Raw genomic sequence first — 25872 nt, forward strand, 5'->3', positions numbered from 1 at the left:
CATGGCCGTTGTCATTGACCAACCGGTTACGGATTTCGAAGCACCTGCCACCAGCGGGCAGACCGTCAGCCTGTCAGCCCTCAAGGGCAAGCAAGTGGTGATCTACTTCTATCCGAAGGACAGCACCCCGGGCTGCACCACCGAAGGCCAGGGCTTTCGCGATCAATACGCAGCGTTCAAGGCTGCCAACACGGAAATCTTCGGGATTTCCCGCGACAGCCTGAAATCCCACGAGAACTTCAAGTGCAAGCAGGAGTTTCCGTTCGAGCTGATCAGCGACAAGGACGAAGCCGTCTGCCAGCTGTTCGACGTGATCAAGTTGAAAAAGCTCTACGGCAAGGAATACCTGGGCGTTGATCGCAGCTCCTTCCTGATCGACAAGAACGGCGTACTGCGTCAGGAATGGCGCGGCGTGAAAGTGCCAGGACATGTCGATGCAGTGCTGGCTGCTGCTCAGGCGCTGAACAAGGCCTGATGCTGTTGGCGCCCTTGCGGGCGCCCCTTCATTTTCAAAGCAGCGGCGCCACCGCCGGCTCCTTGCGCGGCCAAGCATCCAGCACAGCCTTGAACAGGGTCGCCAGCGGAATCGCGAAGAACACGCCCCAAAATCCCCAAAGCCCACCAAACAACAGCACCGCGCAGATGATCGCCACCGGATGCAGGTTGACCGCTTCGGAGAACAGCAACGGCACCAGCACGTTGCCATCCAGCGTCTGAATGATGCCGTAGACCGCCATCAGATAGATGAACTGATCGCTCCAGCCCCACTGGAACAGCGCAATCAGCAGAACCGGCACGGTCACCACCACCGCTCCGACATACGGCACCACCACCGACACGCCGACCAACAGGGCCAGCAACGCTGCGTAGTTGAGCCCCAGCGCGACAAAGGCAATGTATGTCACGCCACCACAGATCACGATCTCGATGACCTTGCCGCGAATGTAGTTGGCGATCTGCCGGTTCATTTCTTCGGCGACCCGGGTGATCAGCGCTCGCTCACGCGGCAAATAGCCGCGCACCCACTCGCCGATCATTGCCCGATCCTTGAGGAAGAAGAACACCAGAATCGGCACCAGCACCAGGTAGATCATGATGTTCACCAGCAGCGGCAAGCTCGACAACGAAAACGTCAGCGCCCACTGGCCGAACTTGCCGATTTCACCCCGCGCCGCTTCGATCGCTTGTAGCACCTGCTCGTCGGACACCAGATGCGGATAACGCTCCGGCAGTAACAGCAGCAGCGATTGCCACTTGGCGAGCATCCCCGGCAGCTCGTTGAACAGGGTGATCAACTGATGCCAGAGCAGCGGCAGCACCACGACGATAAACACCATCAGCACGCCCATGAACAGCGCAAACACCAGACCGACCGCCGCGCCGCCGGGTACGCGCAGGCGTTCGAGCGTGACCACCAGCCCCTGCATCAGGTACGCCAGCACCATCCCGGCCAGCACCGGCGCGAGCATTCCGCCCAGCGTCAGTACAGCGGTGAAGGCGAGAAACAGCAAAACCGCCAGTACCACCGCTTCTTCATCGGAGAAGTAGCGCTGAATCCAGTCGCGCAACACTTTGAACATCAATTTTCCTTAGGTCATTTACGCGGTCGGTTTCAGGCTTTTTTCAGCCAGTAACGGTAGACACCCGCCTCGTCTTCTTCACGCAGCAGCGTATGACCGGCCAACTTGGCGAAGGTGCGAAAGTCGCGCTGCGAACCGGCATCCGTTGCAATCACCTTGAGTACCGCTCCAGTGGGCAGCTTGTTCAGCTCCATTTTGGCCTTGAGCAACGGCAACGGACAATTCAGGCCACTGGCGTCCAGCTCACAGTCATAGGCTACAGCGTCGGTCATGCGTCACTCCGGATCAGGTGGTCAGGCTGCCTAGAATATCTGGTCGCAAGCTCGGTGTCCGGCTACAGTAAGGTCTTTGTCGACTAAGGCTTTGTGCATGACTTTTTTGCGCCCCACCCTGCTGACGCTCGCTTGCCTGCTCGCCTCACCGGGCTTCGCCGACGACCTGCCGTCACTCGGTGACGCCAGCTCTGCCATCGTCTCGCCACAACAGGAATATCAATTGGGTCGCGCCTGGCTGGCATTACTGCGCAGCCAGGTTTCGCAGCTCAACGATCCACAACTCAAGGACTACGTCGAGTCCAGCGTTTACAAACTGGTGGAAACCAGCCAGGTCAATGACCGACGCCTGGAATTCATCCTGATCAACAGCCCGCAGCTCAACGCTTTCGCGGCGCCGGGCGGAATTGTCGGGGTCAACGGCGGCCTGTTCCTCAATGCCCAGACCGAAGGCGAATATGCCTCGGTACTGGCTCACGAACTGGCGCACTTGTCCCAGCGTCACTTCGCACGCGGCGTCGAAGCCTCGCAGCGGATGCAGGTGCCGATGATGGCGGCGCTGCTGGCCGGTATCGTGATCGCCGCGGCCGGCGCCGGTGATGCTGGCATCGCGACGATTGCCGGCACCCAGGCGGCGGCAATCCAGGAACAACGGCGCTTCTCGCGTCAGAACGAGCAGGAAGCCGACCGCATCGGCATCCTTAATCTGGAAAAGGCCGGATACGATCCGCGCTCGATGCCGACCATGTTCGAGCGTTTGATGCGCCAGTATCGTTTCGACGCCAAGCCACCGGAATTCCTGCTGACTCACCCAGTCACCGAGTCGCGGATCGCCGACACCCGCAACCGTGCCGAACAGACTAAACCCGGGGGCATCGAAGACAGCATGCGCTATCAACTGATCCGTGCGCGGGTGCAGTTGACCTACGAAGAAACGCCGGGCCTTGGTGCCAAGCGCTTCCGCGCCCAACTCGATGAGAACCCGAAAAACGACGTGGCTCGCTACGGCTTGGCGATCGCCCAGATCAAGGGCGGCCAGTTGAACGAAGCACGGGCGAATCTCACGCAACTGCTGGCCAAATCACCGAACGAGATCATCTACAACCTGGCGCAGATCGATCTGGACATCACCAACAACAAACTGGCCGATGCACAGACTCGGGTTGACCGGATGCTCAGTCAGTATCCTGGCAATTACCCGCTGAATCAGGTTCGCGTCGATCTGCTGCTGAAACAGAATCGCACCGCCGATGCGGAGAAGGCGCTGGAAGGTTTGTTGAAATCACGTCCGGACGATCCGGACGTCTGGTATCAAGTTGCAGAAACTCGCGGGCTGTCCGGCAACATCATCGGCCTGCATCAGGCGCGTGCAGAGTACTTCGCGCTGGTCGGCGATTATCGCCAGGCGATTCAGCAACTGGACTTCGCCAAACGCAAGGCCGGCAGCAACTTCCCGCTGTCCTCACGTATCGATGCCCGCCAGCGCGAGCTGATGGAGCAGGAGCGCATGGTCAAGGACATGATGGGTTAAGCCCGCGCCGAGACAAATTCCGGACAAAAAAAACCGCCTCTTTCGAGGCGGTTTTTTTTTACTTCTTGGACAACTGGATCATTCAGCCAGTTTGAAGGTGATGAAGCTGGCACGGCCCTGACGCAGTACGCGCATCGACACCGAACGGTTCTTTGGCAGCGCCTTCGCAATCTCGGCAAACTCCTTGGAAGAACCAATGGCCTGGTTGTTCAGATGGGTGATGATGTCGCCCGGCTGTAGACCGATCAGAGCTGCAGGACCGTCCTGCACTTCCTTGATCACCACACCGCCCTTCAGGTCGTAGGTTTTCTTCTGCTCGGCGCTCAGCTCTGCCACCGAAACACCCAGACGATTGCTATTGGTCTCGGCACCGGATTTCGGCAGGGCATCCAGCTCCTTGTCTTCGTCCGGGATGGCGCCGACCGTCAGCTCGACATTCTTGCGCTTGCCGTCACGAATCACTTCGAGGTTGGCCTTGGCACCCGCCTTCAATGCCCCCACCAGATGTGGCAGGTCAGCGGACATGACGATCGGTTGGCCGTTCATGCTCAGGATCACGTCACCCACTTGCAGGCCGCCCTTGGCAGCCGGGCCGTCATCCTGAATCTGAGCAACCAGCGCACCGGCCGGTTTGTCCAGACCGAACGACTCGGCCAGATCCTTGTTCACTTCCTGGATGACGACACCCAGCCAACCACGGCTGACCTTGCCGCCGCTTTTCAGCTGGTTGGAAACGTCCATCGCCACGTCGATCGGAATGGCGAACGACACACCCATGAAGCCACCGGAACGGGTGTAGATCTGCGAGTTGATCCCGACCACTTCACCGTTCAGGTTGAACAGCGGGCCACCGGAGTTGCCCGGGTTGATCGGCACGTCGGTCTGGATGAACGGCACATAGTTTTCATTCGGCAGGCTGCGGCCGACGGCACTGACGATGCCTTGGGTCACGGTGTGGTCAAAGCCGAATGGAGAGCCGATTGCCACGACCCACTGACCGGCTTTCAGATCCTGGGATTTGCCAAGCTTGAGCACTGGCAGATCCTTGCCTTCGATTTTCAACAGCGCCACGTCGGAGCGTGGATCGGTGCCGATCAGCTTGGCTTTCATCTCACTGCGATCAGCCAGACGGACAAGGATTTCATCGGCATCGGCGATCACGTGGTTGTTGGTCAGAATGTAGCCATCCGGCGAAATGATGAAGCCCGAACCCAACGATTGCGCTTCACGCTGACGATCACCACGCGGAGAACGCTGTTGCGGCGGCATGCCGCGCTCGAAGAACTCGCGCAACATCGGCGGCAAGCCTTCCAGATCAGGCATCTGCTGGCTCACTTTGCGATCCGGCAGTTTTTGCGTGGTACTGATGTTCACCACGGCAGGCGAGGCCTGTTCGACCAGTTGAGTGAAATCAGGCAGGTTGACCGGACTGGCTGCTTCGGCCGCCTGGACTGCAGGAACAGCCTGACCGAGCACCAGCACAGTGGCGAAAATGGAGAGATAAGATTTCAAGCTTGGTATCGACATACAGCTCCCGTTACGACGAGCAGGGTTAAGCGATATGGAGCAAGGAACACCGGAAACCACAGGCCGGCATTTTTGTTCCGGGAACAACAAACAAGGCCAGAGCCGAGAGGCTCTGACCTATAAAAAATTTTCGGGTGTTTTGCAAATGAAAAAGCTCAGCAAACATTTCACGTCTCGAAGACGAAGTGGAGATAGCTGGAATCAGCTCACTGCTTGCTGGTTGCAGCGCCATCATTGCGCATCGACAGGGCAATTCGTTCGGCTGTCCCGATAGGGATCTCGCCAACCACCGTGACCATCATTTCGCCTTGAGGCGTTGTCAAACGGCGGGATACGGCAACGGTCGGGCCCAGTTGAGTCCGGGTATCGGTAACGGTTGCGCCGTTGAGCGGCTCCAGGAAGACAGAGAAACGGGCGAGACCATCGTCGTACATCAGGCTGTTGACCTGGGTCTTGGTTTCCGGATCCTTGTGGGAGGAGCTGCTGGTGAGCTCGAAGCCAGGAGGCAGCCAGTCGGAACGCCAGACCTGGGCGGTCTTGACTGCAGACGCCTTGTCGCTGTCTAGAGTAACCGTCTTGCAATCGGAATCGGCTTGCAGATCTTTATCGGACGGGACATCAGACGTGTCCAGCCGCGTGAACTGGAATCTTTCGAGCAACTGTCCCTTGTCGTTCAACAGCAGCGACTTGAGCGGCAGACCCGTTTCCTTGTCCAGATGCAGTTCGAATCCATAACGGTGCTGATCCCGCGGCGTCAGCGATACGATCACCGCTTCCCGCCCGGCTACGCGCGACTTGCCGATGACGGCAAGGTCATACCAGTTCTTAAGCTTTTGAGGATCCAGAGGACGAGCGGCAGTATTGGGAGAGTCTCCCAGACCCGCAATCAGGGTGCCGCTGACGCACTGAGTATGTCCATCAATGCGCACGACTTCCTGAGCCGAACCGTCGAGCTGAAGCAAACGCTCGCGGACCTGGCCATTCTGGACCCGATGCCAGATGTTATGGGTAGAGAAACTACCGTTACGCTCGTAAACGAATGTGCCGTGAAAGCTTTGCTGCTGCTCGGCCCGGCCCAGGCGGGTCAACCAGTCCTGAGCCTCGTCGGCGTGGGCTGGAACAATGAACCAGCCGCTGAGCAGAAGCGAAAGTAGAGGTATGGCGCGCATGATCCCCCTTAACGGTTTTCCAGGCTTGCTGCACGTGCATAGGGCAGCGCGCTTTCGGTGCCTTTCAGGGCAGCCTGTTGAGCGTGTTGACGCAGGTAACCTGGCAGACGCTGATCATGCCAGCCTGGCTGACCTTGCAATACGCCATTGGCCATTGGGCCTGTGGCTTCCGAACTCTCATTGTAGCCCGCCAATACCGCCGGGCCTTTGACCTGAGGAGTGGCCAACACTGGCTGATTGGATTGCTGGGCGAGTTCCACGCCGGCGATTTCGTCCTGGTTGTACAGGCGAACACCCGCCAGAACGGCAACGGTCACCGAAGCGGCTACGGCCAGACGACCGAGGCTGCGCCATGGACCGCGGGACACTTTGGCAGGGGTCGCTTCGTCTTCCAGTGCAGCAGAAACAGCCGCAGCGAGATCCAGACGTGGAAGCAACAGATCCTTGTGCATGGCTGCCCGAGCGATCTGGTAACGAGCCCAGGTTTCACGGGTTTCAACATCGTCCAGTGCATTGAGCACTCGACGCAATTCCAGTTCGTCCGCTTCGTTATCCATCACTGCGGACAGCGATTCCTGCAGGGCTTCACGACTCATGGCGTTCCTCTCTTGGCTGTCGCCGCTGTCTTTAGTTTTCCTGCAACAACGGCTGCAGGGCTTTATCGATGGCCTCCCGGGCGCGGAAAATCCGGGAGCGCACGGTACCAACCGGACATTGCATGACGCTCGCGATGTCCTCGTAACTCAGACCATCGAATTCACGCAAAGTTAACGCCGTGCGCAAATCCTCTGGCAGTTGCTGAATGGTTCGATGGACGGTGCCCTCGATCTCATCCCGCAGCAATGCACGTTCAGGCGACTCGAGATCCTTCAGGCCGTGATCGCCGTCATAGAACTCTGCATCTTCGGAACTTACATCACTATCCGGCGGCCGACGGCCGCGTGAAACCAGATAGTTCTTCGCCGTGTTAATGGCGATGCGGTACAGCCACGTATAAAACGCACTGTCGCCGCGGAAATTTCCAAGCGCTCGATATGCCTTGATAAAGGCTTCTTGTGCGACGTCCTGGGCTTCATGGGTGTCGTGCACAAAACGCACGATCAACCCGAGAATTTTGTGCTGATACTTCAGCACCAGCAGATCGAAAGCTCGCTTGTCGCCACGCTGAACGCGTTCGACCAGCTGCTGATCCTCTTCCTGGGTTAGCATGAACACTCCTCGATAAACTCGGAGGAGGCTTGCATGACCAATCGACCGGACTTGCAAACATAGACTCGGGCTTTTCGCAAAAGTTCTCCCCCTCCAAGCAAGTTTCCTGCGAGCTCTGATTTGGCACGCACGAAAAACGCAGCGCGGGATGAACCGGCTGCGCGAATAATCTTGTCATCGGCTCGCCGGCAAAAACCCAACCGCAGGTTCCGCATTGAAGCCGACACTGTCCCTTGTTTCGGGCAACTGTCTATTGATCTTGGGCCTCTGGCAAAAGTTCCAAATATTTATAGACGTGTCGCACCGACCTTGTGCAACCGTGAGCGGAAAAAGCCTGTTTCATCGTCGATACAGTCGCTTTTCCCCAAAACCGCTGAAAAAACTGACGACAAAGCGTCGGGATTTTCCGTCACGGTAGTTTCACAATGCCATATCGGCCCGGCTATTGTGCCGCCCAACCCCTCTATATACTAGTGGGCTGTGTGGCTGCCTCGACTCGCCCATCCGCCAGTCCTGCGCCAACCCCGACCCGGGTCGCTTTGAGCGGAATCCTGAAATGAGCCAACAGTTTCAACACGATGTTCTGGTGATTGGCAGCGGTGCTGCCGGTTTGAGTCTCGCGCTGACCCTGCCCGGTCACTTGCGCATCGCCGTATTGAGCAAAGGTGACCTCGCCAACGGCTCGACCTATTGGGCACAAGGTGGCGTCGCGGCCGTGCTGGACGACACCGACACCGTCGAGTCCCATGTCGATGACACTCTGAATGCCGGCGGCGGCCTGTGCCATGAAGACGCGGTGCGTTTCACCGTCGAGCACAGCAAGGAAGCAATTCAGTGGCTGATCGACCAGGGCGTGCCGTTCACGCGCGACGAACAGTCCGGTACGGAAGACGGCGGTTTCGAATTCCACCTGACCCGCGAGGGCGGCCACAGCCATCGCCGGATCATCCACGCAGCTGACGCCACTGGCGCTGCGATTTTCACGACCCTGCTGGCCCAGGCCAAAGAACGCCCGAACATCGAATTGCTCGAACAGCGGGTAGCGGTCGACCTGATCACCGAGCGTCGGTTGGGGCTGGAAGGCGAACGTTGCCTGGGCGCCTACGTGCTCAACCGCAAAACCGGAGAAGTCGATACCTTCGGAGCACGCTTTGTGATCCTGGCGTCCGGCGGCGCCGCGAAAGTCTATCTATATACAAGCAACCCCGACGGCGCCTGCGGTGACGGCATCGCCATGGCCTGGCGTTCGGGCTGCCGCGTGGCAAACCTGGAGTTCAACCAGTTCCACCCCACTTGCCTCTACCACCCGCAAGCCAAGAGCTTTCTGGTAACCGAAGCCCTGCGTGGCGAAGGCGCCCATTTGAAGCTGCCGAACGGCGAACGCTTCATGCAACGTTTTGACCCACGTGCAGAACTGGCACCACGGGACATCGTCGCCCGCGCCATCGACCATGAAATGAAGCGCCTGGGTGTCGATTGCGTCTACCTCGACATTAGCCACAAGCCCGAAGCCTTCATCAAATCGCACTTCCCGACTGTCTACGAGCGCTGCTTCGGCTTCGGCATCGACATCACCAAGCAACCGATTCCGGTCGTACCGGCGGCGCACTACACCTGCGGCGGCGTGATGGTCGATCAACAGGGCCGCACCGATGTGCCCGGCCTGTACGCCATTGGCGAAACCAGCTTCACCGGCCTGCACGGCGCCAACCGTATGGCCAGCAACTCGCTGCTCGAATGTTTCGTCTACGCCCGCTCGGCTGCAGCGGACATTCTCGAGCAACTCCCCGACGTCGCGATCCCGCGCGCCCTGCCCGCCTGGGACGCCAGCCAGGTGACCGACTCCGATGAAGACGTGATCATCGCCCACAACTGGGACGAATTGCGGCGGTTCATGTGGGACTACGTCGGCATCGTGCGCACCAACAAGCGCCTGCAACGGGCACAGCATCGCGTGCGTCTGCTGCTGGACGAAATCGACGAGTTCTACAGTAACTACAAGGTCAGCCGTGACCTGATCGAGCTGCGCAACCTGGCGCAAGTGGCAGAACTGATGATCCGCTCGGCCATGGAGCGCAAGGAGAGCCGGGGCCTGCATTACACCCTCGACTACCCGGGCCTGCTGCCTGAAGCGCTCGACACTATTCTGGTGCCGCCCACCTACGCCGGCTGAACTTGAGGCGTACCCGCAGGCGTCGGTGCAAATCCGACGCCTGCGCATCCCGCGGCACGCAGATCGACCTGACGCGCCACTCACCACGCAACCGAAAGCGCAACACCACGATCAGCGGCAGCGCCAGGCTGTCCGGGCGCAATTGCACCGCTTGCCAGCCATCGGCCTTGTTCCACAGCTGCCAGCCATCCGCGTCCCGACGCAATCCGCAAAAGGCCTTGGGATGATTCAACAGAATCTGCCGTGGCAACACCCAGACAGCATGGGCGAGACATGCGAATGCCCCCAGCAGAGAACCCCATAAAGGAATCGACAACAGAAACAAAGAACCCAGCGCGAATGCCTGGGCCAGCAGATACGCCGCCAGCAACTGCCGTGAGGCGTGCCAGCGGCATTCGAACGTATTACTTGGGCTGGACACGATCCAGAATCATGCGAACCATGCGTTGCAGCTCGGGATCTTCCGATTCGCTGCGCTCCATGAACCAGCCGAACATGTCCTGATCCTCGCACTCGAGCAGGCGGACATACAACGCGCGATCCACCTCATTCAGATTGGCGTAGACCTCTTTCACGAACGGCACCAGCAACACGTCGAGTTCCAGCATGCCGCGACGGCTGTGCCAAAAGAGGCGATTCAGTTCAACTTGTTCGACCATGGAGCCCTCCTCAAATAGGCCGCAAGTATACAGGCCCGAAGCGGGCCGAACAGTCGGCTTTGGTCGGGCACCACCGATCCTTTATCAACTACCCATTTCAACAGCACCCCCTTATGATGTGCCCCAGTCTATTTACCCTGCGATGACCCATGGCCGATTCTGCTTTTTTCTGCACCCTCTCTCATGAAGGCGTTCTCGCGGTTCGCGGCGCGGATGCCGGCAAATTCCTGCAAGGCCAACTGACCTGCAACATCAATTATCTGAGCGAAACCCAGGCCAGCCTCGGTGCACGCTGCACGCAGAAAGGCCGCATGCAGTCGAGTTTCCGCATCGTGCTGGAAGGCGACGGCGTGCTGCTGGCGATGGCCGGCGAGCTGCTGGAGCCGCAACTGGCGGATCTGAAAAAGTACGCCGTGTTCTCCAAATCGAAACTGACCGACGAAAGCGCCTCCTGGGTACGCTTCGGCCTCGATCATGGCGATGCGGCCCTGAGCAGTCTGGGCCTGGAACTGCCGGCAGAAACCGACAGCGTGGCTCGCCACGAAGGTCTGATCGCGATTCGCGTCTCCCCGAACCGTGCCGAACTCTGGGTGCCCGCCGATCAGGCTGACACCGTCAAAGGCAAATTGTCCGCGCACTTGAGCGAAGCCGAACTCAATCAATGGCTGCTGGGCCAGATCCGCGCCGGGATCGGCCAGGTCATGCCGAGCACCCGCGAGCTGTTCATCCCGCAGATGCTCAATCTGCAGGCCGTCGGCGGCGTGAGTTTCAAGAAAGGCTGCTACACCGGTCAGGAAATCGTCGCGCGCATGCAGTACCTGGGCAAACTCAAGCGTCGCCTGTACCGCGTGCAACTGGACGCCAGCGAATTGCCGGAGCCGGGCACCCCGCTGTTCGCCCCGAGCCACGGCAGCTCCATCGGCGAAGTGGTACTGGCTGCCCGTGCCGAAAAGAATATTGAACTGCTGGCGGTGTTGCAGGCCGAAGCTGCCGACGCAGGCGATTTGCATCTGGGCGCAGCCGAAGGCCCGGCGCTGCACTTGCTCGACCTGCCTTACGAACTGGATCGCGACCGCGAAATCCAGCGTTGATCGCAGCATTTGTTGCAACACCCTAGAGAAACGACATGAGTGAGCTGGCGGATAAGGTCCAACAGGATTTGGTTGAGGCCATCGATAACGATGACCTGGTTCTGCCAACGTTACCGGAAGTGGCTCTGCAGATTCGCAAGGCCGCTGAAGATCCGGACATCAGCGTCAGCGACCTGAGCAAAGTGATCGGCCGCGACACAGCGTTGTCGGCGCGCCTGATCAAAGTGGTCAACAGCCCGCTGCTGCGTGCGACTCAGGAAGTCACCGACCTGCACACCGCCATCACTCGGCTCGGCGTCAACTACAGCAGCAATCTGGCGATCGGTCTGGTGATGGAGCAGATCTTCCACGCCCGCTCCGACGTGGTCGAACAAAAGATGCGCGAAGTCTGGCGCAAGAGTCTGGAGATCGCCGGCGTCAGCTACGCCCTGTGCCGCCGCTACACCCAACTCAAACCCGATCAAGCCGCGCTCGGTGGACTGGTTCATCAGATCGGCGTGCTGCCGATCCTGACTTACGCTGAAGATCACTACGAATTGCTGTCCGATCCGGTCAGCCTCAACCATGTGATCGACCACATTCACCCGCTGCTCGGCGACAAGCTGCTGCGGGTCTGGGAATTCCCCGAGCGTCTGGTGGAGTTGCCGGGTCTGTATGAGGACCTCAAGCGCGAATCGCAACAGATCGATTACGTCGACATCGTGCAAGTGGCCAGCCTGTATTGCCACAAGGACACCGACCACCCGATGGCCCGCATCGATCCGTTCAGCGTGCCGGCGTTCCGCAAGCTCGGCATCGATCCGGAAAACAAGGCGCTGTGCGCCGATCTGGAAGAATCGCGGTCGATGTTCTACTGATCAACCGGCGACAAAACTCACCCGCACCTTCAAACCCGCCTGTTCCCCATCGTGCAGACTGATCTGCGCCAGATGCGCGCGGCAGATTTCCCCGACGATCGCCAGCCCGAGCCCGGAACCGGCCACCTGCTGGTTGCGCCGGTAAAAGCGTTCGAACACCCGATCCCGCTCCTCCAGCGGAATGCCCGGCCCATCGTCTTCGACCTCCAGCACCGCCGGCGCCGTGACCCGCAGGATCACGTTGCCGCCCGGCGGCGTGTGCGCCAGCGCATTATCCACCAGATTGCTCAGCAACTCGTTGAGCAACGTCGGCTCGCCACGCAGCCAGACCGGCTCGTCCGCCTCCAGCGCCAGCGCGACACCCCGCGCGTGGGCCAGCGGCGCCATGGCCATGCCCAGTTCCCGCGCCAACTGACTCAGATCGAGCAACTGCGCACCGCCCTCGGCAATCGCCCGGGCGCCGTTTTCCACGCGGGCCAGCGACAACAACTGGTTGGCCAGATGGGTCAGGCGATCCGTGCTTTGCGCCGAAGATTCCAACGTATCGCGCCAGGTCTGCGGCTCGTTTGAGCGCAAGCCCAGTTCAAGCCGCGCCTTGAGCGCCGCCAGTGGCGTGCGCAACTCGTGGGCCGCATCGGCGATGAACTGCGCCTGCCGCTCGAACTGCCCGCGCAGGCGCTCGGTAAAGTGATTGAGCGCTCGCACCAATGGCCACAACTCGTGCTGCACTTCGACCAAAGGCAAGGGCCGCAGGTCATCGGGCTGACGCTCTTCCACTGCCGTGCGCAAACGCTCGATCGGCCGCAGCGCCGCACTCACCGCAAACCACACCAGCAACAACGCGCCAATCGCCAGCATCCCGAGCCGCAGCAGCGTATCGGCTGCCAGACTGCGGGCCATGCTGACGCGCGCCTCGTCGGTTTCGGCAACGCGAATCTCCGCCATGCCGTTCATGTTCGGTTCGCTCACTGCCTTGAGCAAACTCACCACGCGCACGTTCTGCCCCTGATATTTCGCGTCGTAAAAGCGCGCCAAGGCGGGATAGCTGTCGGTTCTCGGTGTGCCCGGCGGCGGGCCCGGCAGGTTTTCGTAGCCGGAAATCAACTTCTGGTTGATGTCGTTGACCTGGTAATAGATGCGCCCGGCGCTGTCGTAAGCGAAGGTATCGAGCGCCACGTAAGGCACGTCGGCACTGAGACTGCCATCGCGCTGGGACAGACCGGCGGCGATGGTCCGTGCTGACGCGAGAAGTGTGCGGTCGTAGGCGGTGTCGGCGGCTTCGCGACCGTTCCAGTACGCGCTCAATCCGCTGGCGAGCATCAACACCACCAGCAGCAGCGCGAGGTTCCACACCAACCGCCAGCGCAGACTGCTGGGCTTATGCATCGCGGCTTTCCAGCAGATAGCCCAGACCGCGAAAGGTCACGATGGCCACTGAATGGCCGTCGAGCTTTTTGCGCAGGCGGTGCACGTAGATTTCGATGGCGTCGGGGCTGGCCTCTTCGTCGAGACCGAACACCTGAGCAGCCAGTTGCTCCTTGCTCATCACCCTTCCCGGACGGGCAATCAACGCTTCGAGCACCGCCTGCTCGCGGGAGGTCAGCGTCAGCAGTTCTTCGCCGAGGGTGAAGCGCCGGGTATCGAGGTCGTAGGCCAGCACGCCGCAACGTTGCTGACGTTCGCCGCCGAGTACGCTGCGGCGCAACAGGGCTTTGACCCGCGCTTCGAGTTCGGTGAGTTCGAACGGCTTGGCGAGGTAATCGTCGGCCCCAAGATTGAGCCCATGGACCCGATCCTTGACGTCGCTACGGGCGGTCAGCATCAGCACCGGCAAGTTCTTGCCCCGGGCCCGCAGGCGCGCCAGCACCTCAAAACCGTCCATGCGCGGCAGGCCGACATCAAGGATCGCCACCGCGTATTCCTCGCTGCCCAGGGCCAGGTCGGCAGCAACGCCATCGTGCAAGACATCCACGGTCAGACCGGTGCTCTTGAGCGCCTGGGCAACGCTTTCGGCCAGCGGCAAATGGTCTTCGACGAGCAGGACACGCATGGATCTCTACCTCATTCAGGGATGGCCGACGCCATTCTTTGCGGCGGAGTTTACAGCCGCAACCGCCACTGTGAAGCCCGAAAACACGCGAAAGAATACTGAAAGGTTAGCGAAAGGTTGGGCCGTTACAGTCGCTTCACCGAGGGTCCCGACTGCCGACCTTCGCCGTTTTCTCCGTTCCTGCACCATAGCTTCAAAACGTAGCTCTCGAAAAACGCCACGATGCGTTTTCGCCAATAAGAACAATAACGAGGTACTGCATCATGCTGTCCACACAGCTTCAGGTTGACCCGTTTCATTCTTCCTCTCGTATTTCCCCGTTTTCGCTTGTCAGCGCCATCGTCGGCTGCGCGGCGTTCAACCCGTCCGGGTCTGAGCCTGTCAGCCTGCACGCGCGAAACTGCCGCACCTGAAATATCCCCAAAAACAACAACTCCCATGGAGACACTCATGAACCGATCCCTGCGCCGTTTCGCCCTCGCCGCCGGTTGCGTATTGTTCGCCGGCCAACTGATGGCCGAACCCAAACGTCCGGAATGCATTGCCCCCGCCTCCCCCGGCGGCGGTTTCGACCTGACCTGCAAACTGGCGCAAAGCGCGCTGGTCAACGAAAAACTGCTGACCAAACCGATGCGCGTGACCTACATGCCCGGCGGTGTCGGCGCGGTGGCGTACAACGCCGTCGTGGCGCAGCGTCCGGCTGATGCGGGCACTTTGGTGGCGTGGTCCAGCGGTTCGCTGTTGAACCTGGCCCAAGGCAAGTTCGGTCGGTTCGATGAAACCAACGTGCGCTGGCTGGCGGCGGTCGGCACCAGCTACGGCGCCATCGCGGTGAAAAACGACTCCCCCTACAAAACCCTCGACGATCTCGTGCAAGCGCTGAAGAAAGATCCGAGCTCCGTGGTCATCGGCTCCGGCGGCACCGTCGGCAGCCAGGACTGGATGCAGACCGCACTGATCGCTAAAGCCGCCGGGATCAACCCGCGCGACCTGCGCTACGTCGCCCTCGAAGGTGGCGGCGAGATCGCTACCGCCCTGCTCGGCGGCCACATCCAGGTTGGCAGTACCGACATCTCCGACTCCATGCCGCACATCCAGAGTGGTGACATGCGCCTGCTGGCCGTGTTTGCCGAGAAACGCCTGGACGAGCCGGAAATGAAAGACATCCCGACTGCCCGCGAACAGGGTTACGACATCGTCTGGCCGGTGGTGCGCGGTTTCTACCTCGGGCCGAAAGTCAGCGATGAAGACTACGCCTGGTGGAAAGCCTCCTTCGACAAACTGCTGGCCTCCGACGACTTCGCCAAGCTGCGCGATCAGCGTGAACTCTTCCCGTTCGCCATGACCGGTCCCGAGCTGGACACCTACGTCAAGAAGCAAGTGGCGGACTACAAGGTGCTGGCCAAAGAGTTCGGCCTGATTCAGTGATCGTCTCTGTCTAGCGTCCATGGCCCTTTCACCGGGGCCATGGCAGGAGTTCCCTCATGCTTATTCAACGCATTTTTGCCTCGGTGCTGTTGCTGGCCTGCGTCGGCCTGGCACTGATGGCGTGGCCTTACCAGGCGGCGTTTTCCTACGAACCGGTCGGCCCCCGGGCGTTTCCATTGCTGATGCTCGGCCTGATGGGCCTGGCGTTGCTGTACATGGTTTTTCGTCCAGCGCCCATCAAGCACAGCGACGACGAGCCGCCACTGGACCGCGAAACCCTGACCAAGATCGGCATCTGCGTGGCCCTGCTGCTGGTGTTCGCCGGCACTTTCGAACCCCTTGGTTTCATCGTCGCCAGCATCATCATCGGCGTACCAATGGCCCGACTGTACGGCGGCCGCTGGTTGCCGAGTGTGGTGATCATCAGCCTGATGGCCGTGGGTCTTTACCTGCTGTTCGACCGTTTGATGGACGTTCCGCTGCCCCTCGGCCTGCTCGACGTTCTGGAGAACTGATATGGATACTCTCGGTTATTTGGGTCAGGGCTTCGGCGTCGCGCTGAGCCCGTACAACCTGGTCACGGCCCTGACCGGCACGCTGATCGGCACCGTGGTCGGCTTGTTGCCGGGTCTGGGGCCGATCAATGGCGTAGCGCTGCTGATCCCCATCGCATTCGCCCTCGGCTTGCCACCGGAATCGGCTCTGATCCTGCTGGCAGCGGTGTATCTGGGCTGCGAATACGGCGGCCGGATCAGTTCGATTCTGCTGAACATCCCCGGCGAAGCCTCCACCGTGATGACCACTCTCGACGGCTACCCGATGGCCCGCAAAGGCCTGGCTGGCGTGGCGCTGTCGTTGTCGGCATGGAGTTCGTTCATCGGCGCCTTCATCGCCACCTGCGGCATGGTGCTGTTCGCGCCGCTGCTGGCGAAATGGGCGATTGCCTTCGGGCCGGCGGAATATTTCGTGTTGATGGTGTTCGCGATTGTCTGCCTGGGCGGCATGGCCGGTGACCGACCGCTGAAAACCTTCATCGCGGCGTTGATCGGCCTGTTCCTGTCCAGCGTCGGCATCGACGCCAATAGTGGCGTGTACCGTTTCACCGGCGACAACATTCACCTGACCGACGGCATTCAGTTCGTGGTGCTGGTACTGGGCCTGTTCTCGGTCAGCGAAATTCTCTTGTTGCTGGAGAAAACCCATCGCGGCCAGGAAGCGGTGAAAGCCACCGGCCGGATGATGTTCAACTTCAAGGAAGCGGCTTCGGTGTTCGTGGTGAACATCCGTTGCGGCCTGCTCGGTTTCATCATGGGTGTGTTGCCGGGTGCCGGCGCGACCCTGGCCAGCGCCGTTGCCTACATGACCGAGAAACGCATCGCCGGAGCCAGCGGCAAGTTCGGTCAGGGCGACGCGCGCGGCCTCGCTGCGCCGGAAACCGCTATCGGTGCCTCCGCCTGCGGCGCGCTGGTGCCGATGCTGACCCTCGGCGTTCCGGGTTCGGGCACCACGGCGGTGATGATTGGCGCCCTGTCGCTGTACAACATCACTCCGGGCCCACTGCTGTTCCAGCAACAACCGGACATCGTCTGGGGCCTGATCGCCTCGCTGTTCATCGCCAACATCATGCTGGTGATCCTGAACATCCCGATGATCCGTATCTTCACCCGCATCCTCGCTGTACCGAACTGGGCACTGGTGCCGGTGATCGCGATCATTACCGGGATCGGCGTCTACGCCGTGCACGCGACCACGTTCGACCTGTTCCTGATGGTAGGCATCGGCATCTTTGGCTACATCCTGCGCAAACTGGACTTCCCGCTGTCGCCAGTCCTGCTGGGCTTCATCCTCGGCGGCCTGATGGAGCAGAATCTGCGCCGGGCGCTGTCGATTTCCAACGGTGCGCTGGAGATTCTCTGGTCGAGCCCGATCACCTTCGGTGTCTGGGTGCTGACAGCGATCATGTTGCTGATGCCACTGCTGCGCATCTGGCGCAAACGCTCGGCCGCGCAACGCGCTATCGCCGATGTCTGATCGGCTCTCCCTTAAAACGTGGTGGGGAACCCCGCTGGTCGGTCTGCTTGGCGGTTACATCGCCAGCCAGATCGGCTGGCCGCTGCCGTGGATGGTCGGCTCGTTGCTGGCGATCATCCTGGTGCGCTGCCTGACCCCGTGGCAATTGACCGAAATCCCTGGCGGCCGCAAATGCGGCCAGTGGATCGTCGGGATCGGCATCGGCCTGCACTTCACCCCGCTGGTGATGGAGCAGGTACTGAGCCACTTCGGCCTGATCTTTTTCGGCGCGCTGGTCACCAGCCTGTCGGCGGTGGTCGGCGTGTGGCTGATGCGCCGCACCGGTGAGGATCGCGCCACGGCATTCTTCTCCAGCATGCCCGGCGGCTCCGGCGAGATGGTCAACCTCGGCGCACGCAACGGCGCGATGCTCAGCCATGTCGCGGCCGGGCAGAGCTTGCGGGTGCTGGTGGTGGTGCTGTGTGTGCCGGCGGCATTCAAATATCTGCTGGGCGATGGCGCACCGATTTCTCACGCCGGCAGCGTCGATTGGCGCTGGCTGGCGATTCTTTTTCCGGCGGGCGGCCTGCTCGCCTGGTTTTGGCAACGTTTGCGTCAACCCAACCCATGGCTGTTCGGCCCGCTGCTGGTCAGCGCAGCAGTGAGCATCGGCTGGGATCTGCACATCGGTCTGCCCAATGGCGGCAGTCAGATCGGCCAGTGGCTGATCGGCAGCGGTCTGGGCTGTCACTTCAACCGCCAGTTCTTCCGCCGGGCACCGTCGTTCATGGGACGGACGTTGATCGGCACGGCGCTGACCATGTTGATCGCGACACTGGCGGCGTTGGGACTGAGTGCCATGACCCATCTGGATCTGCGATCGCTGACCCTGGGCATGATGCCCGGCGGAATCGCCGAGATGAGCCTGACGGCAGAAACCCTGCAATTGTCAGTGCCGCTGGTGACGGCGATGCAGGTGATGCGGTTGTTGTTCGTGTTGTTTCTGGCGGAACCGTTGTTCAAGTACTGGAACCGTAATCCCGAAGCCTGATCCGGTTTTGATCGTTCCCACGCGGACGCCTCGACGTGGGAACGAGATTAACCGCCAGCCCTGAGCATCAGACCACCGACGGCAGACGCCACTCGATCGGCGCTTCGCCGTTCTGCTCCAGGAACTTGTTGGTGCGGCTGAAATGCCCGCAACCGAGAAAGCCGCGATAGGCCGACAGCGGCGACGGGTGCACCGAGGTCAACACCAGATGCTTGGTGGCGTCGATCAGCTTCTGTTTGCTCTGGGCATGGGAACCCCAGAGCATGAACACCAGATGCGGCTGCCGCTGACTGACCACCTCAATGATCCGGTCCGTGAAGAACTGCCAACCCTTGTCCTTGTGCGCATTGGCGTTGGCGCGCTCTACGGTCATGGTGGTGTTGAGCATCAGCACGCCCTGATCCGCCCAGCTCTGCAAGTAGCCGTGGTTGGGAATGTCGATGTTCAGGTCGCGCTTTAACTCTTTATAGATGTTGACCAGCGAAGGCGGCGCCGGCACGCCCGGTTGCACCGAGAAACACAAGCCGTGGGCCTGGCCCGGGCCGTGGTACGGATCCTGGCCGAGGATGACCACTTTCACCTTGTCCAGCGGCGTCGAATTCAACGCATTGAAAATCAGCGGTCCCGGCGGATAGATTTCCTTGCCGGCCGCCCGCTCCTGCTGCAGAAAAGTGCGCAACTCTGCCATGTAGGGCTGGTCGAATTCGGCACGCAGTGCCTCCTTCCAGCTCGGTTCGAGTTTGATACGGTCGTCAGCAGTCATGGTCATACCCGGCAAAATCAGTGGGGCGAACCCTAGGAAAGCCGACCACGCTTGTCAATTGATCTGACGCAGATCCGGCACTTTCCCACACAGCGATCATACTGATCGTTCAAATTCCCGATCGAGGTCACGATGAATCTGCACTTCGAAGAACTCACCGGCACCGACGGCGCGCGCATCGGCGTGGCCACGCTGGATGCCGAAAAGTCGCTCAATGCGCTGTCCCTGCCGATGATCCACGCCCTGAGCGACAAACTGAACGCCTGGGCCAAGGAGCCGCAAATCGTCTGCGTGCTGCTGCGCGGTAACGGCGCCAAGGCCTTCTGTGCCGGTGGCGAAGTGCGCAGCCTGGTGGAAGCCTGTCGCGCCCATCCCGGCGAGGTTCCGCCGCTGGCCGCGCAGTTTTTCAATGCTGAATATCGGCTGGACTACAGCCTCCACACCTACCCGAAGCCGCTGATCTGCTGGGGCCATGGATATGTGCTCGGCGGCGGCATGGGCCTGCTGCAAGGCGCGAGCATCCGGATCGTCACGCCGAGCAGTCGACTGGCGATGCCGGAAATCAGCATCGGCCTGTACCCGGATGTCGGCGCCAGTTGGTTTCTGTCGCGGCTGCCGGGCAGGCTCGGTTTGTTCCTGGGTTTGACCGGCGCACACATGAACGGTCGCGATGCGATCGATCTGGATCTGGCCGACCGCTTCCTGCTTGACGACCAGCAACAGGAACTGATCGACGGCTTGTTGCAGTTGAACTGGCAGGAACAGACCGCCATGCAGCTCAACAGCCTGCTCAAAGCGCTGCAGCAGGAAGCCGTGGCGCAAATGCCTGAGGCGCAATGGCTGCCGCGTCGGCAGCAGATCGATGAATGGCTGGATGTCAGCGACGTGACCTGCGCCTGGAAAGCCATCAGCCTGCATCGGGACAGCAGCGACCTGTTGATTGCCCGTGCGGCGAAAACCATGAGTGAAGGCTCGCCACTGACGGCGCATCTGGTCTGGGAACAGATCATTCGTGCCCGCCACTTGTCACTGGCCGAAGTCTTTCAGATGGAATACACCCTGAGCCTCAATTGCTGCCGCCATCCGGAATTCAGCGAAGGGGTCCGGGCGCGACTGATCGACAAGGATCAAAAACCGCACTGGCACTGGCCGGACATCGCCCGGGTGCCGGACGCGGTGGTCGAGGCGCACTTTCACAAGGTGTGGGAGGGGCGGCATCCGTTGGCGGATCTGTCGCAATACTAGAACCTATCGTTACCCGCGATGGCAGTCTTTTGGGCTCTGTCGCGGGAAGTTTGAGCCCGTTGCGAAACTATCTGCGATCAAATATTCAACTCATAAAACGCGATTATTTCCTTCATTGCCCGCAACGCCTCTTCATCATTTCTCGGCAAGATATCCTCTACGTCCTGTAAGGGAGGTAGAGGGTGCAAAAGCTCAGTGAGCTGGTTCGCCGTGTAATTTTTAACAGCGCCCTCTTCTCCTTGAACGCTGATGAAGCTGATAGCGGCATCGCCTCCTGAAAAGTGTTCGGAGACACGAACCTTTGGAGACATGCCATAACTCACTACGATGACGAGATCATTCCGTTCACGGTGGAACTTGAGTTGACCAATCGACAGTCCGACCTCCGAAAAATCTATACCGTCAGTTCCGCCGCCGGCATTGATTACCGGGTCTCGCCCAAGCCCATCATATTTATAAACATCATTGCCCCCGCCACCGGACAAGGTGTCATTGCCCGGCCCACCGTAAAGCACTTCATCACCTGAGCCACCGCCGAGCAGATCATCTCCTTGCATCCCTCTTATTTCACCAGTGCCACTGAGGGTGTCATAACCGCGACCGCCCACAAGCGGTAGAAAACGGTTCTCTCGGAAGGACTTAACCTGAGCAGCGTCCTGAACGGTGATGCCGTGATGATAAGTATCGGGGGCAATGCCTAATCGGCTAACGAGGTCTTTGAAACTGATGCTCGATCCGTCAGAAAATCTCACCCGCTCAATACCGGAACCACCGATCTCATTTGGATTGGGCAAAACGATTCGTACTTTTTGAGTTCCGCCCCACGCGATATCGAGTGTTGTGTACAGCATCTGGGCACGAGGCGGTCGACGATGAGCGTCACGTGGTGGAGTGGGTGAGAGTTCAATATTTACCGTCTCAACCAACACAGCTCCCCAGGTTAGCTTCAACTTGTCTGGTTTCGCCTCTTCCGGAAGAACGACTGTATCAATATCAAGCTCCCCAAACTCTTCATGCCACCCAGAGGCTCCAACCTCGGGACGCAAAAAAACAGGGTTAAGCACGTCGGCAATAATGGTGGTTGCGCCATCATGCGCTTCAACGATGTAAGTGTCGGGACCGTTTTCGCCGTAAAGCCAATCCTCTCCCGGTCCACTGATCAAATAATCGGCCCCCGCTGACCCGAGCAATGTGTCGTCACCTGCGCCCGCTGATAAAAATGCGCCTGGGATCCTGTCGTTCACCCCGCCGTACTCAAGCACTGAACCGGCATAGGTCACCACCAAGTCATCTCCTGCACCGCCATGAAAGAGATTTCCCACTTCGAGATTTACCCTGCCGCCAGCGTCACTACCCTGGACAATTTTATGTTTGATCGTTTGGGTAGTAGAGCTCCAGCGAAACGCTTTACGAACAATTTCATGATTTTCAAAACTGCCAGCGGGATACACGTACCACCCCTGAATAGCGCCGGAGTGGTCTATATCTTCGACTACAGCATCACCCACGTTGAACGAGAACCCCGAATAACTGGAGCCAGACGGGTAATATTTTGGCTTTTGTTTCGGTAATTGCGCAGTTTCAGCTTTTACAAACTTGAACGTGGTTTTCGTTGCAGAAATTGACTGCCTTTCACTCACCACGGCGTCTGCGGCAATCGCCCCCATCCACTCAGGTGTATTGGAAAAGACTCCGGCTTCAACGTCCTCATGGATCAGTTCGGCGCTGATGGCATAGCCACTTTTGTCGGTAGCAATATGACTTCTAACCCAAACACCCTGATCGTTCAGTGCAAATCCTGATGCCTGCCGGGCCGCTGAGCGCTTTGTGTTCAGTTCCGAAAGAAAAAGGCTATCCCACCGGGTGTGACGACCCGTTTCACTGCCTTCCCTCTCAGTAGAAGCGGCTAAGTCATCGGGCAGTGTCTGGACGACTGCTTCGATCTCACTCTCAATGTCCTGCTTTTTTTCGGGATCGGGTACCGCAGCAAATGTCGCAGACGGATCCGTTACATCTACCGGTTGCACCGTTAATTTGATTACATCCTGGAAATTCAGGATCACGCCATCGTTGAACCTGAACGTCGAACCTGCCCACTTTTCATGGTGAAGAATCAGAAGCGCGTCACCAATACCATTCGACAGCCGCAACGCTGTGCCCGCATCAAGATTAACGATCTTGGCTTGCAAGTTCTCCGCAGAAAATCCATCGCCAAAACTTACGACGTTGTTGCCACCTATATCGGTGATAACATCCAGCCCATCGCCCACTCCGAAATAAAAGACGTCATTACCCTGCATCCCTTCCAGATAATCGTTGCCGGCACCACCTTCAAATTCGTTATCGCCAGGGCCGCCACGTAAATAATCGACTCCCTCCCCGCCAACCAGTGTGTCGTTTCCGCCACCGCCCAGCAAAGTGTCGTTGCCTGAACCGCCATCAAGATAATCGGCGCCATGTTCTGCTTCGGATGTTCGCTCGTAGTCCCCTATCAAAAAGTCATCATCGGCACCGCCCAAAAGTGTATCGGCGCCCAAACCACCCCAGAGCGTATCGTTTCCTGAATTACCTTGAATGTGGTCATCGTTGGTTGCGCCCGCTTTCAAGTTGGGCTCATCGCCATCCAGAGCGTCAGCGCCTGATCCGCCTATCAGTGTGTCGGAGCCACCCAAGCCACGGAGTGTGTCGTCACCCGCACCGCCATCAAGATAGTCATCACCGTGATAACGAATCGGGTGTTCATGGTAATCACCAACTAACTCGTCGTTGCCGCTGCCACCGAAAAGTGAGTCATCGGCACCGCCGCCCCAAAGGGTGTCATTGCCCTCACCGCCATCCAGAAAATCACTTCCGAAAAAGTCTGCGGCATCACCCGAAACGCCTCGCAGCACCTCGTCATCACCTTTCAGCACATCATTGCCGCTGCCGCCGTACAACACGTCGCTACCACCGTTTCCGGCAAGGTAGTCATCGCCACTGCCACCCGCCAACAAATCGTTGCCATGATGGCGACTGTCGAGACCGCCACCCCAATCCAGGTTGTCTCCCGATAATGTGTCATCGCCACTCCCGCCAGCCAGCGTGTCATTACCCTCTTCGCCGTACAGTGTGTCGTCGTCACTTCCGCCATCGAGCAGGTCATCTCCCCTGCCGCCATTGATAAAATCCCGGCCACCCTGCCCATAGAGGATGTCGTCACCGCCCTCGGTGGGACTATTCAATGAAAATTTGTCAAAGACGCTACGCATGCTGATGACGCCATCACTGAGTGGAACGTCGATGCGCTTGACTGTCCAATTTTGCTCATGTGCACCGGTTGTTTGATCACCGGACAAATTGTCATCACCTGCTCCCCCAATCAGCGTGTCTCGACCGTTGCCGCCGAGCAGCACGTCTCGCGAGGCAGTGCCGACAAGCAGGTCATCACCCTGCCCACCATCCAGCCAATCGCCACGGCTGGCCTTTCCTTTTGTTGCATCGGCAAATGCATTTTCCAGCGTCGTCTGCTTGTCACCGAATAAACGATCGTTGCCTTCTTTGCCGAACAATCGATCAGACCCGCCAAGTCCAACGATCAGGTCATCTTTCGGTGATCCGTAAAGCAGGTCGGCTTTGTTCCTCTGTTTAACATTGGGCAAAAGCAAGGCGTTGCCCAACTCATCGTAAGAAGGCTGATCTCCGCGAACATTGGGGTCGTTATCTTTAATTTTCCAGTCGCCTTGAAGGACCAGATCGGGGACGGAGAAGGTCGGTCTTTGGTAATCAGGAAGATCAATTCCGAGCATCCCTGGCTTAAAGTTCTTTATGACGATGAGATCACTCAGTCCGTATTTAATGTTCAGCGTGGTTTCAGCCTGATCTTCAATGAGCGTCAAACTGATGGCTCGATCTTCCGTAAGCCAGATATTGCTGAGCGGAGCACTGCGTTCGAGAGGTGGGATCGGAAGTCCATTTATCAGCAACGCGCCCTCAACGTCCGCATCAAAAATTTCGTCGATTCCATCTCCGCTGGAGAACTCATACCGATCGTTACCCGGCCCGCCAGTCAGGGAGTCGTTACCTTTGCCACCCACCAAAACATCATCACCGACCATACCGTACAACGCATCATTGCCATCGCCTCCTGTTAAAGAGTCATTGCCGCGAGCCCCTTGGATAAAGTCGTTACCAGACAGTCCGCTCATGGAATCGTTGCCGTCACCGCCGTAAAGATGATCGGTATTTGTCCCGCCACCAAATGATCGTCCGCCGTCATCACCAAACATGACCAGAGGGTTTGAGACGCCGGTGGTCATAAGGGCCTGTTTGCCCGAAGCCAGATCCGAATAGGAAAAGGTCTGGACAGTATTTCGACCGAACGATCCATTGGTTCGCGCAATCAGCCGGGCCAGCATTTCAGAGCGATCGGCAAGCCACTGTTCAGTGATGAAGCCCTCGCCCGTTTCTGGGTCGTAAAGCTCCAGGCCGCGTCCGGAAAAACCGTCGGCCCGCTCAATCACGATTTCGCTTAGTTGCTTGAGGGAATTGCGTAACGCGGCGCCGATTGGCGTTGCCTGACTGGCCAACGTTGCCCAGTCCTTGGCACTGCCATACTCGCCAATGGTTCTGGTAACGATGCTTTGCGATTGAGACGGAGAAAGTGCGGAGAAAAATGTGTAGGCATTGGAGGCGAAGGTTTCGTCGGTGGTAGGCGTGGCGGCCGAGTTTCCGTCGTAGGTTCGCCTGAGCATGTCAAAGAAATCATTCAGGTTATATCGCAATATCAGGCTGACAATAGGTGAGATGGGCGTACCTTTCACCACATGCTGAATCAGTGGATTGATGCTGCCACTGGCGAGAGCGATATTTATTTGTTCGGGCAGAACTGAAAACAGGCTTTCAACCATATTCGACCCGAAGTTTTTAATCACTGCCTGCAATGCAACACTGTATGAGTCCACGGCAAACAGAACATTCTTTAGGTCATCAAGCCTCTTTAACTTGGCAAGATGATGATTCCCTTTTATATGGGAATCCGGATCACCGGCGGAGATCAACCTCCAAGTTTCATATGGTTTTTCTCCACCCAACAGGCTGAAGCCGATTGTTCCAGACCATCCCGCATTACGACTGGTAGCTGTATCAATTTCATCAACATCTTCACGAAATAATACTTTACCAATAGCGCTCGCATCGATTTCTGCAATTTGGCTTATGGAGGGCACAGTCCATGGAGCCAAATCATGCTCAACGGAGCCTTTTATCAACGTATTCATGA

General features: G+C 58.9%; 23 protein-coding genes. 10 read left to right on the top strand and 13 right to left on the bottom strand.

Annotation, left to right across the window (positions count from 1 at the left end; genetic code table 11):
* The first annotated feature begins 1 nt into the window (after position 1).
* Entirely contained in the window at positions 2-475 is a 474-nt protein-coding gene (locus tag CAF73_RS22000; protein WP_085703820.1) for a peroxiredoxin, read from the top strand.
* A gap of 34 nt (positions 476-509) precedes the next feature.
* Here the strand turns inward: CAF73_RS22000 and CAF73_RS22005 are convergent, their stop codons facing one another.
* Both CAF73_RS22005 and CAF73_RS22010 read right to left on the bottom strand, forming a co-directional pair.
* Positions 510-1580 carry an AI-2E family transporter gene (locus CAF73_RS22005; protein WP_085700599.1) on the bottom strand — a complete coding sequence of 357 codons (1071 nt, stop codon included), beginning with the start codon at positions 1578-1580 and terminating at the stop codon, positions 510-512.
* A 32-nt stretch (positions 1581-1612) separates the two neighbouring features.
* The gene (locus CAF73_RS22010) at positions 1613-1852 is read right to left on the bottom strand and encodes a sulfurtransferase TusA family protein (protein WP_085700598.1); all 240 of its coding nucleotides are present in this window, start codon (positions 1850-1852) and stop codon (positions 1613-1615) included.
* 97 nt (positions 1853-1949) lie between these two features.
* On the opposite strand from CAF73_RS22010, the gene CAF73_RS22015 reads away from it, so the two are divergent.
* A complete protein-coding gene (locus CAF73_RS22015; RefSeq protein ID WP_085703821.1) occupies positions 1950-3383 on the top strand; it encodes a M48 family metalloprotease in 1434 nt (477 codons plus the stop codon).
* A gap of 78 nt (positions 3384-3461) precedes the next feature.
* Here CAF73_RS22015 and CAF73_RS22020 read toward each other — a convergent pair whose 3' ends face one another.
* From CAF73_RS22020 to rpoE, 4 genes are all read right to left on the bottom strand, one after another.
* Entirely contained in the window at positions 3462-4910 is a 1449-nt protein-coding gene (locus tag CAF73_RS22020) for a DegQ family serine endoprotease (RefSeq protein WP_085700596.1), read from the bottom strand.
* 206 nt (positions 4911-5116) lie between these two features.
* A complete protein-coding gene (locus CAF73_RS22030; protein WP_085700594.1) occupies positions 5117-6079 on the bottom strand; it encodes a MucB/RseB C-terminal domain-containing protein in 963 nt (320 codons plus the stop codon).
* Positions 6080-6087: 8 nt separating this feature from the next.
* Entirely contained in the window at positions 6088-6675 is a 588-nt protein-coding gene (locus CAF73_RS22035; protein WP_011332903.1) for a sigma-E factor negative regulatory protein, read from the bottom strand.
* A gap of 31 nt (positions 6676-6706) precedes the next feature.
* Entirely contained in the window at positions 6707-7288 is a 582-nt protein-coding gene (gene rpoE, locus CAF73_RS22040) for an RNA polymerase sigma factor RpoE (RefSeq protein ID WP_003172477.1), read from the bottom strand.
* Between the two features lie 556 nt (positions 7289-7844).
* On the opposite strand from rpoE, the gene nadB reads away from it, so the two are divergent.
* Complete coding sequence (gene nadB / locus CAF73_RS22045) at positions 7845-9461, top strand: L-aspartate oxidase (RefSeq protein ID WP_085703822.1); 1617 nt, start codon at positions 7845-7847, stop codon at positions 9459-9461.
* Here nadB and CAF73_RS22050 read toward each other — a convergent pair.
* Together CAF73_RS22050 and CAF73_RS22055 are read right to left on the bottom strand one after the other, a co-directional pair.
* Positions 9430-9882, bottom strand: coding sequence for a protein YgfX (locus tag CAF73_RS22050; RefSeq protein ID WP_085703823.1), 453 nt, complete (start codon positions 9880-9882; stop codon positions 9430-9432). The genes nadB and CAF73_RS22050 overlap by 32 nt on opposite strands.
* Positions 9866-10120, bottom strand: coding sequence for a succinate dehydrogenase assembly factor 2 (locus CAF73_RS22055; RefSeq protein WP_007957989.1), 255 nt, complete (start codon positions 10118-10120; stop codon positions 9866-9868). The genes CAF73_RS22050 and CAF73_RS22055 overlap by 17 nt, the downstream gene beginning before the upstream one ends.
* A 149-nt stretch (positions 10121-10269) precedes the next feature.
* On the opposite strand from CAF73_RS22055, the gene CAF73_RS22060 reads away from it, so the two are divergent.
* Positions 10270-11211, top strand: coding sequence for a folate-binding protein YgfZ (locus CAF73_RS22060; RefSeq protein WP_085700591.1), 942 nt, complete (start codon positions 10270-10272; stop codon positions 11209-11211).
* 35 nt (positions 11212-11246) lie between these two features.
* Positions 11247-12068, top strand: coding sequence for an HDOD domain-containing protein (locus tag CAF73_RS22065; protein ID WP_085700590.1), 822 nt, complete (start codon positions 11247-11249; stop codon positions 12066-12068).
* Here CAF73_RS22065 and CAF73_RS22070 read toward each other — a convergent pair whose 3' ends face one another.
* The 3 genes from CAF73_RS22070 to CAF73_RS30245 all read right to left on the bottom strand — a co-directional run bounded on the left by CAF73_RS22070 (position 12069) and on the right by CAF73_RS30245 (position 14570).
* Positions 12069-13454: a sensor histidine kinase gene (locus CAF73_RS22070; RefSeq protein ID WP_085683188.1), complete on the bottom strand. Its 1386-nt coding sequence runs from the start codon at positions 13452-13454 to the stop codon at positions 12069-12071.
* Entirely contained in the window at positions 13447-14118 is a 672-nt protein-coding gene (locus CAF73_RS22075; RefSeq protein WP_085683189.1) for a response regulator, read from the bottom strand. Before CAF73_RS22075 ends, CAF73_RS22070 begins: the two co-directional genes overlap by 8 nt.
* A 125-nt stretch (positions 14119-14243) precedes the next feature.
* Entirely contained in the window at positions 14244-14570 is a 327-nt protein-coding gene (locus CAF73_RS30245) for a hypothetical protein (protein ID WP_170929780.1), read from the bottom strand.
* Between CAF73_RS30245 and CAF73_RS22080 the strand changes: the two genes are divergently transcribed.
* Genes CAF73_RS22080 through CAF73_RS22095 form a run of 4 tightly spaced genes read left to right on the top strand, consistent with a single transcriptional unit; the run spans position 14569 to position 18607 of the window.
* A complete protein-coding gene (locus CAF73_RS22080; protein WP_085700589.1) occupies positions 14569-15546 on the top strand; it encodes a tripartite tricarboxylate transporter substrate binding protein in 978 nt (325 codons plus the stop codon). The genes CAF73_RS30245 and CAF73_RS22080 overlap by 2 nt on opposite strands.
* A gap of 56 nt (positions 15547-15602) precedes the next feature.
* On the top strand, positions 15603-16061 hold the full coding sequence (locus CAF73_RS22085) for a tripartite tricarboxylate transporter TctB family protein (protein WP_085700588.1): 459 nt from the start codon (positions 15603-15605) through the stop codon (positions 16059-16061).
* Between the two features lies 1 nt (position 16062).
* A complete protein-coding gene (locus CAF73_RS22090) occupies positions 16063-17577 on the top strand; it encodes a tripartite tricarboxylate transporter permease (RefSeq protein ID WP_085703824.1) in 1515 nt (504 codons plus the stop codon).
* Entirely contained in the window at positions 17570-18607 is a 1038-nt protein-coding gene (locus CAF73_RS22095; protein WP_085700586.1) for an AbrB family transcriptional regulator, read from the top strand. Before CAF73_RS22090 ends, CAF73_RS22095 begins: the two co-directional genes overlap by 8 nt.
* Positions 18608-18674: 67 nt before the next feature.
* On the opposite strand, the gene ung is transcribed toward CAF73_RS22095, so the two are convergent.
* A complete protein-coding gene (gene ung / locus CAF73_RS22100) occupies positions 18675-19370 on the bottom strand; it encodes a uracil-DNA glycosylase (protein ID WP_085683353.1) in 696 nt (231 codons plus the stop codon).
* A gap of 132 nt (positions 19371-19502) precedes the next feature.
* Here ung and CAF73_RS22105 point away from each other — a divergent pair, with 132 nt between their 5' ends.
* Positions 19503-20615 (top strand): enoyl-CoA hydratase/isomerase family protein, encoded by a 1113-nt coding sequence (locus tag CAF73_RS22105; RefSeq protein ID WP_085703825.1) that lies wholly within the window; start codon positions 19503-19505, stop codon positions 20613-20615.
* A gap of 77 nt (positions 20616-20692) precedes the next feature.
* On the opposite strand, the gene CAF73_RS30665 is transcribed toward CAF73_RS22105, so the two are convergent.
* Positions 20693-25870, bottom strand: coding sequence for a calcium-binding protein (locus CAF73_RS30665; RefSeq protein WP_267963004.1), 5178 nt, complete (start codon positions 25868-25870; stop codon positions 20693-20695).
* Between the last annotated feature and the right edge of the window lie 2 nt (positions 25871-25872).

Origin of the sequence: Pseudomonas sp. B15(2017), assembly GCF_002113215.1 — a bacterium.
Taxonomy (GTDB): domain Bacteria; phylum Pseudomonadota; class Gammaproteobacteria; order Pseudomonadales; family Pseudomonadaceae; genus Aquipseudomonas.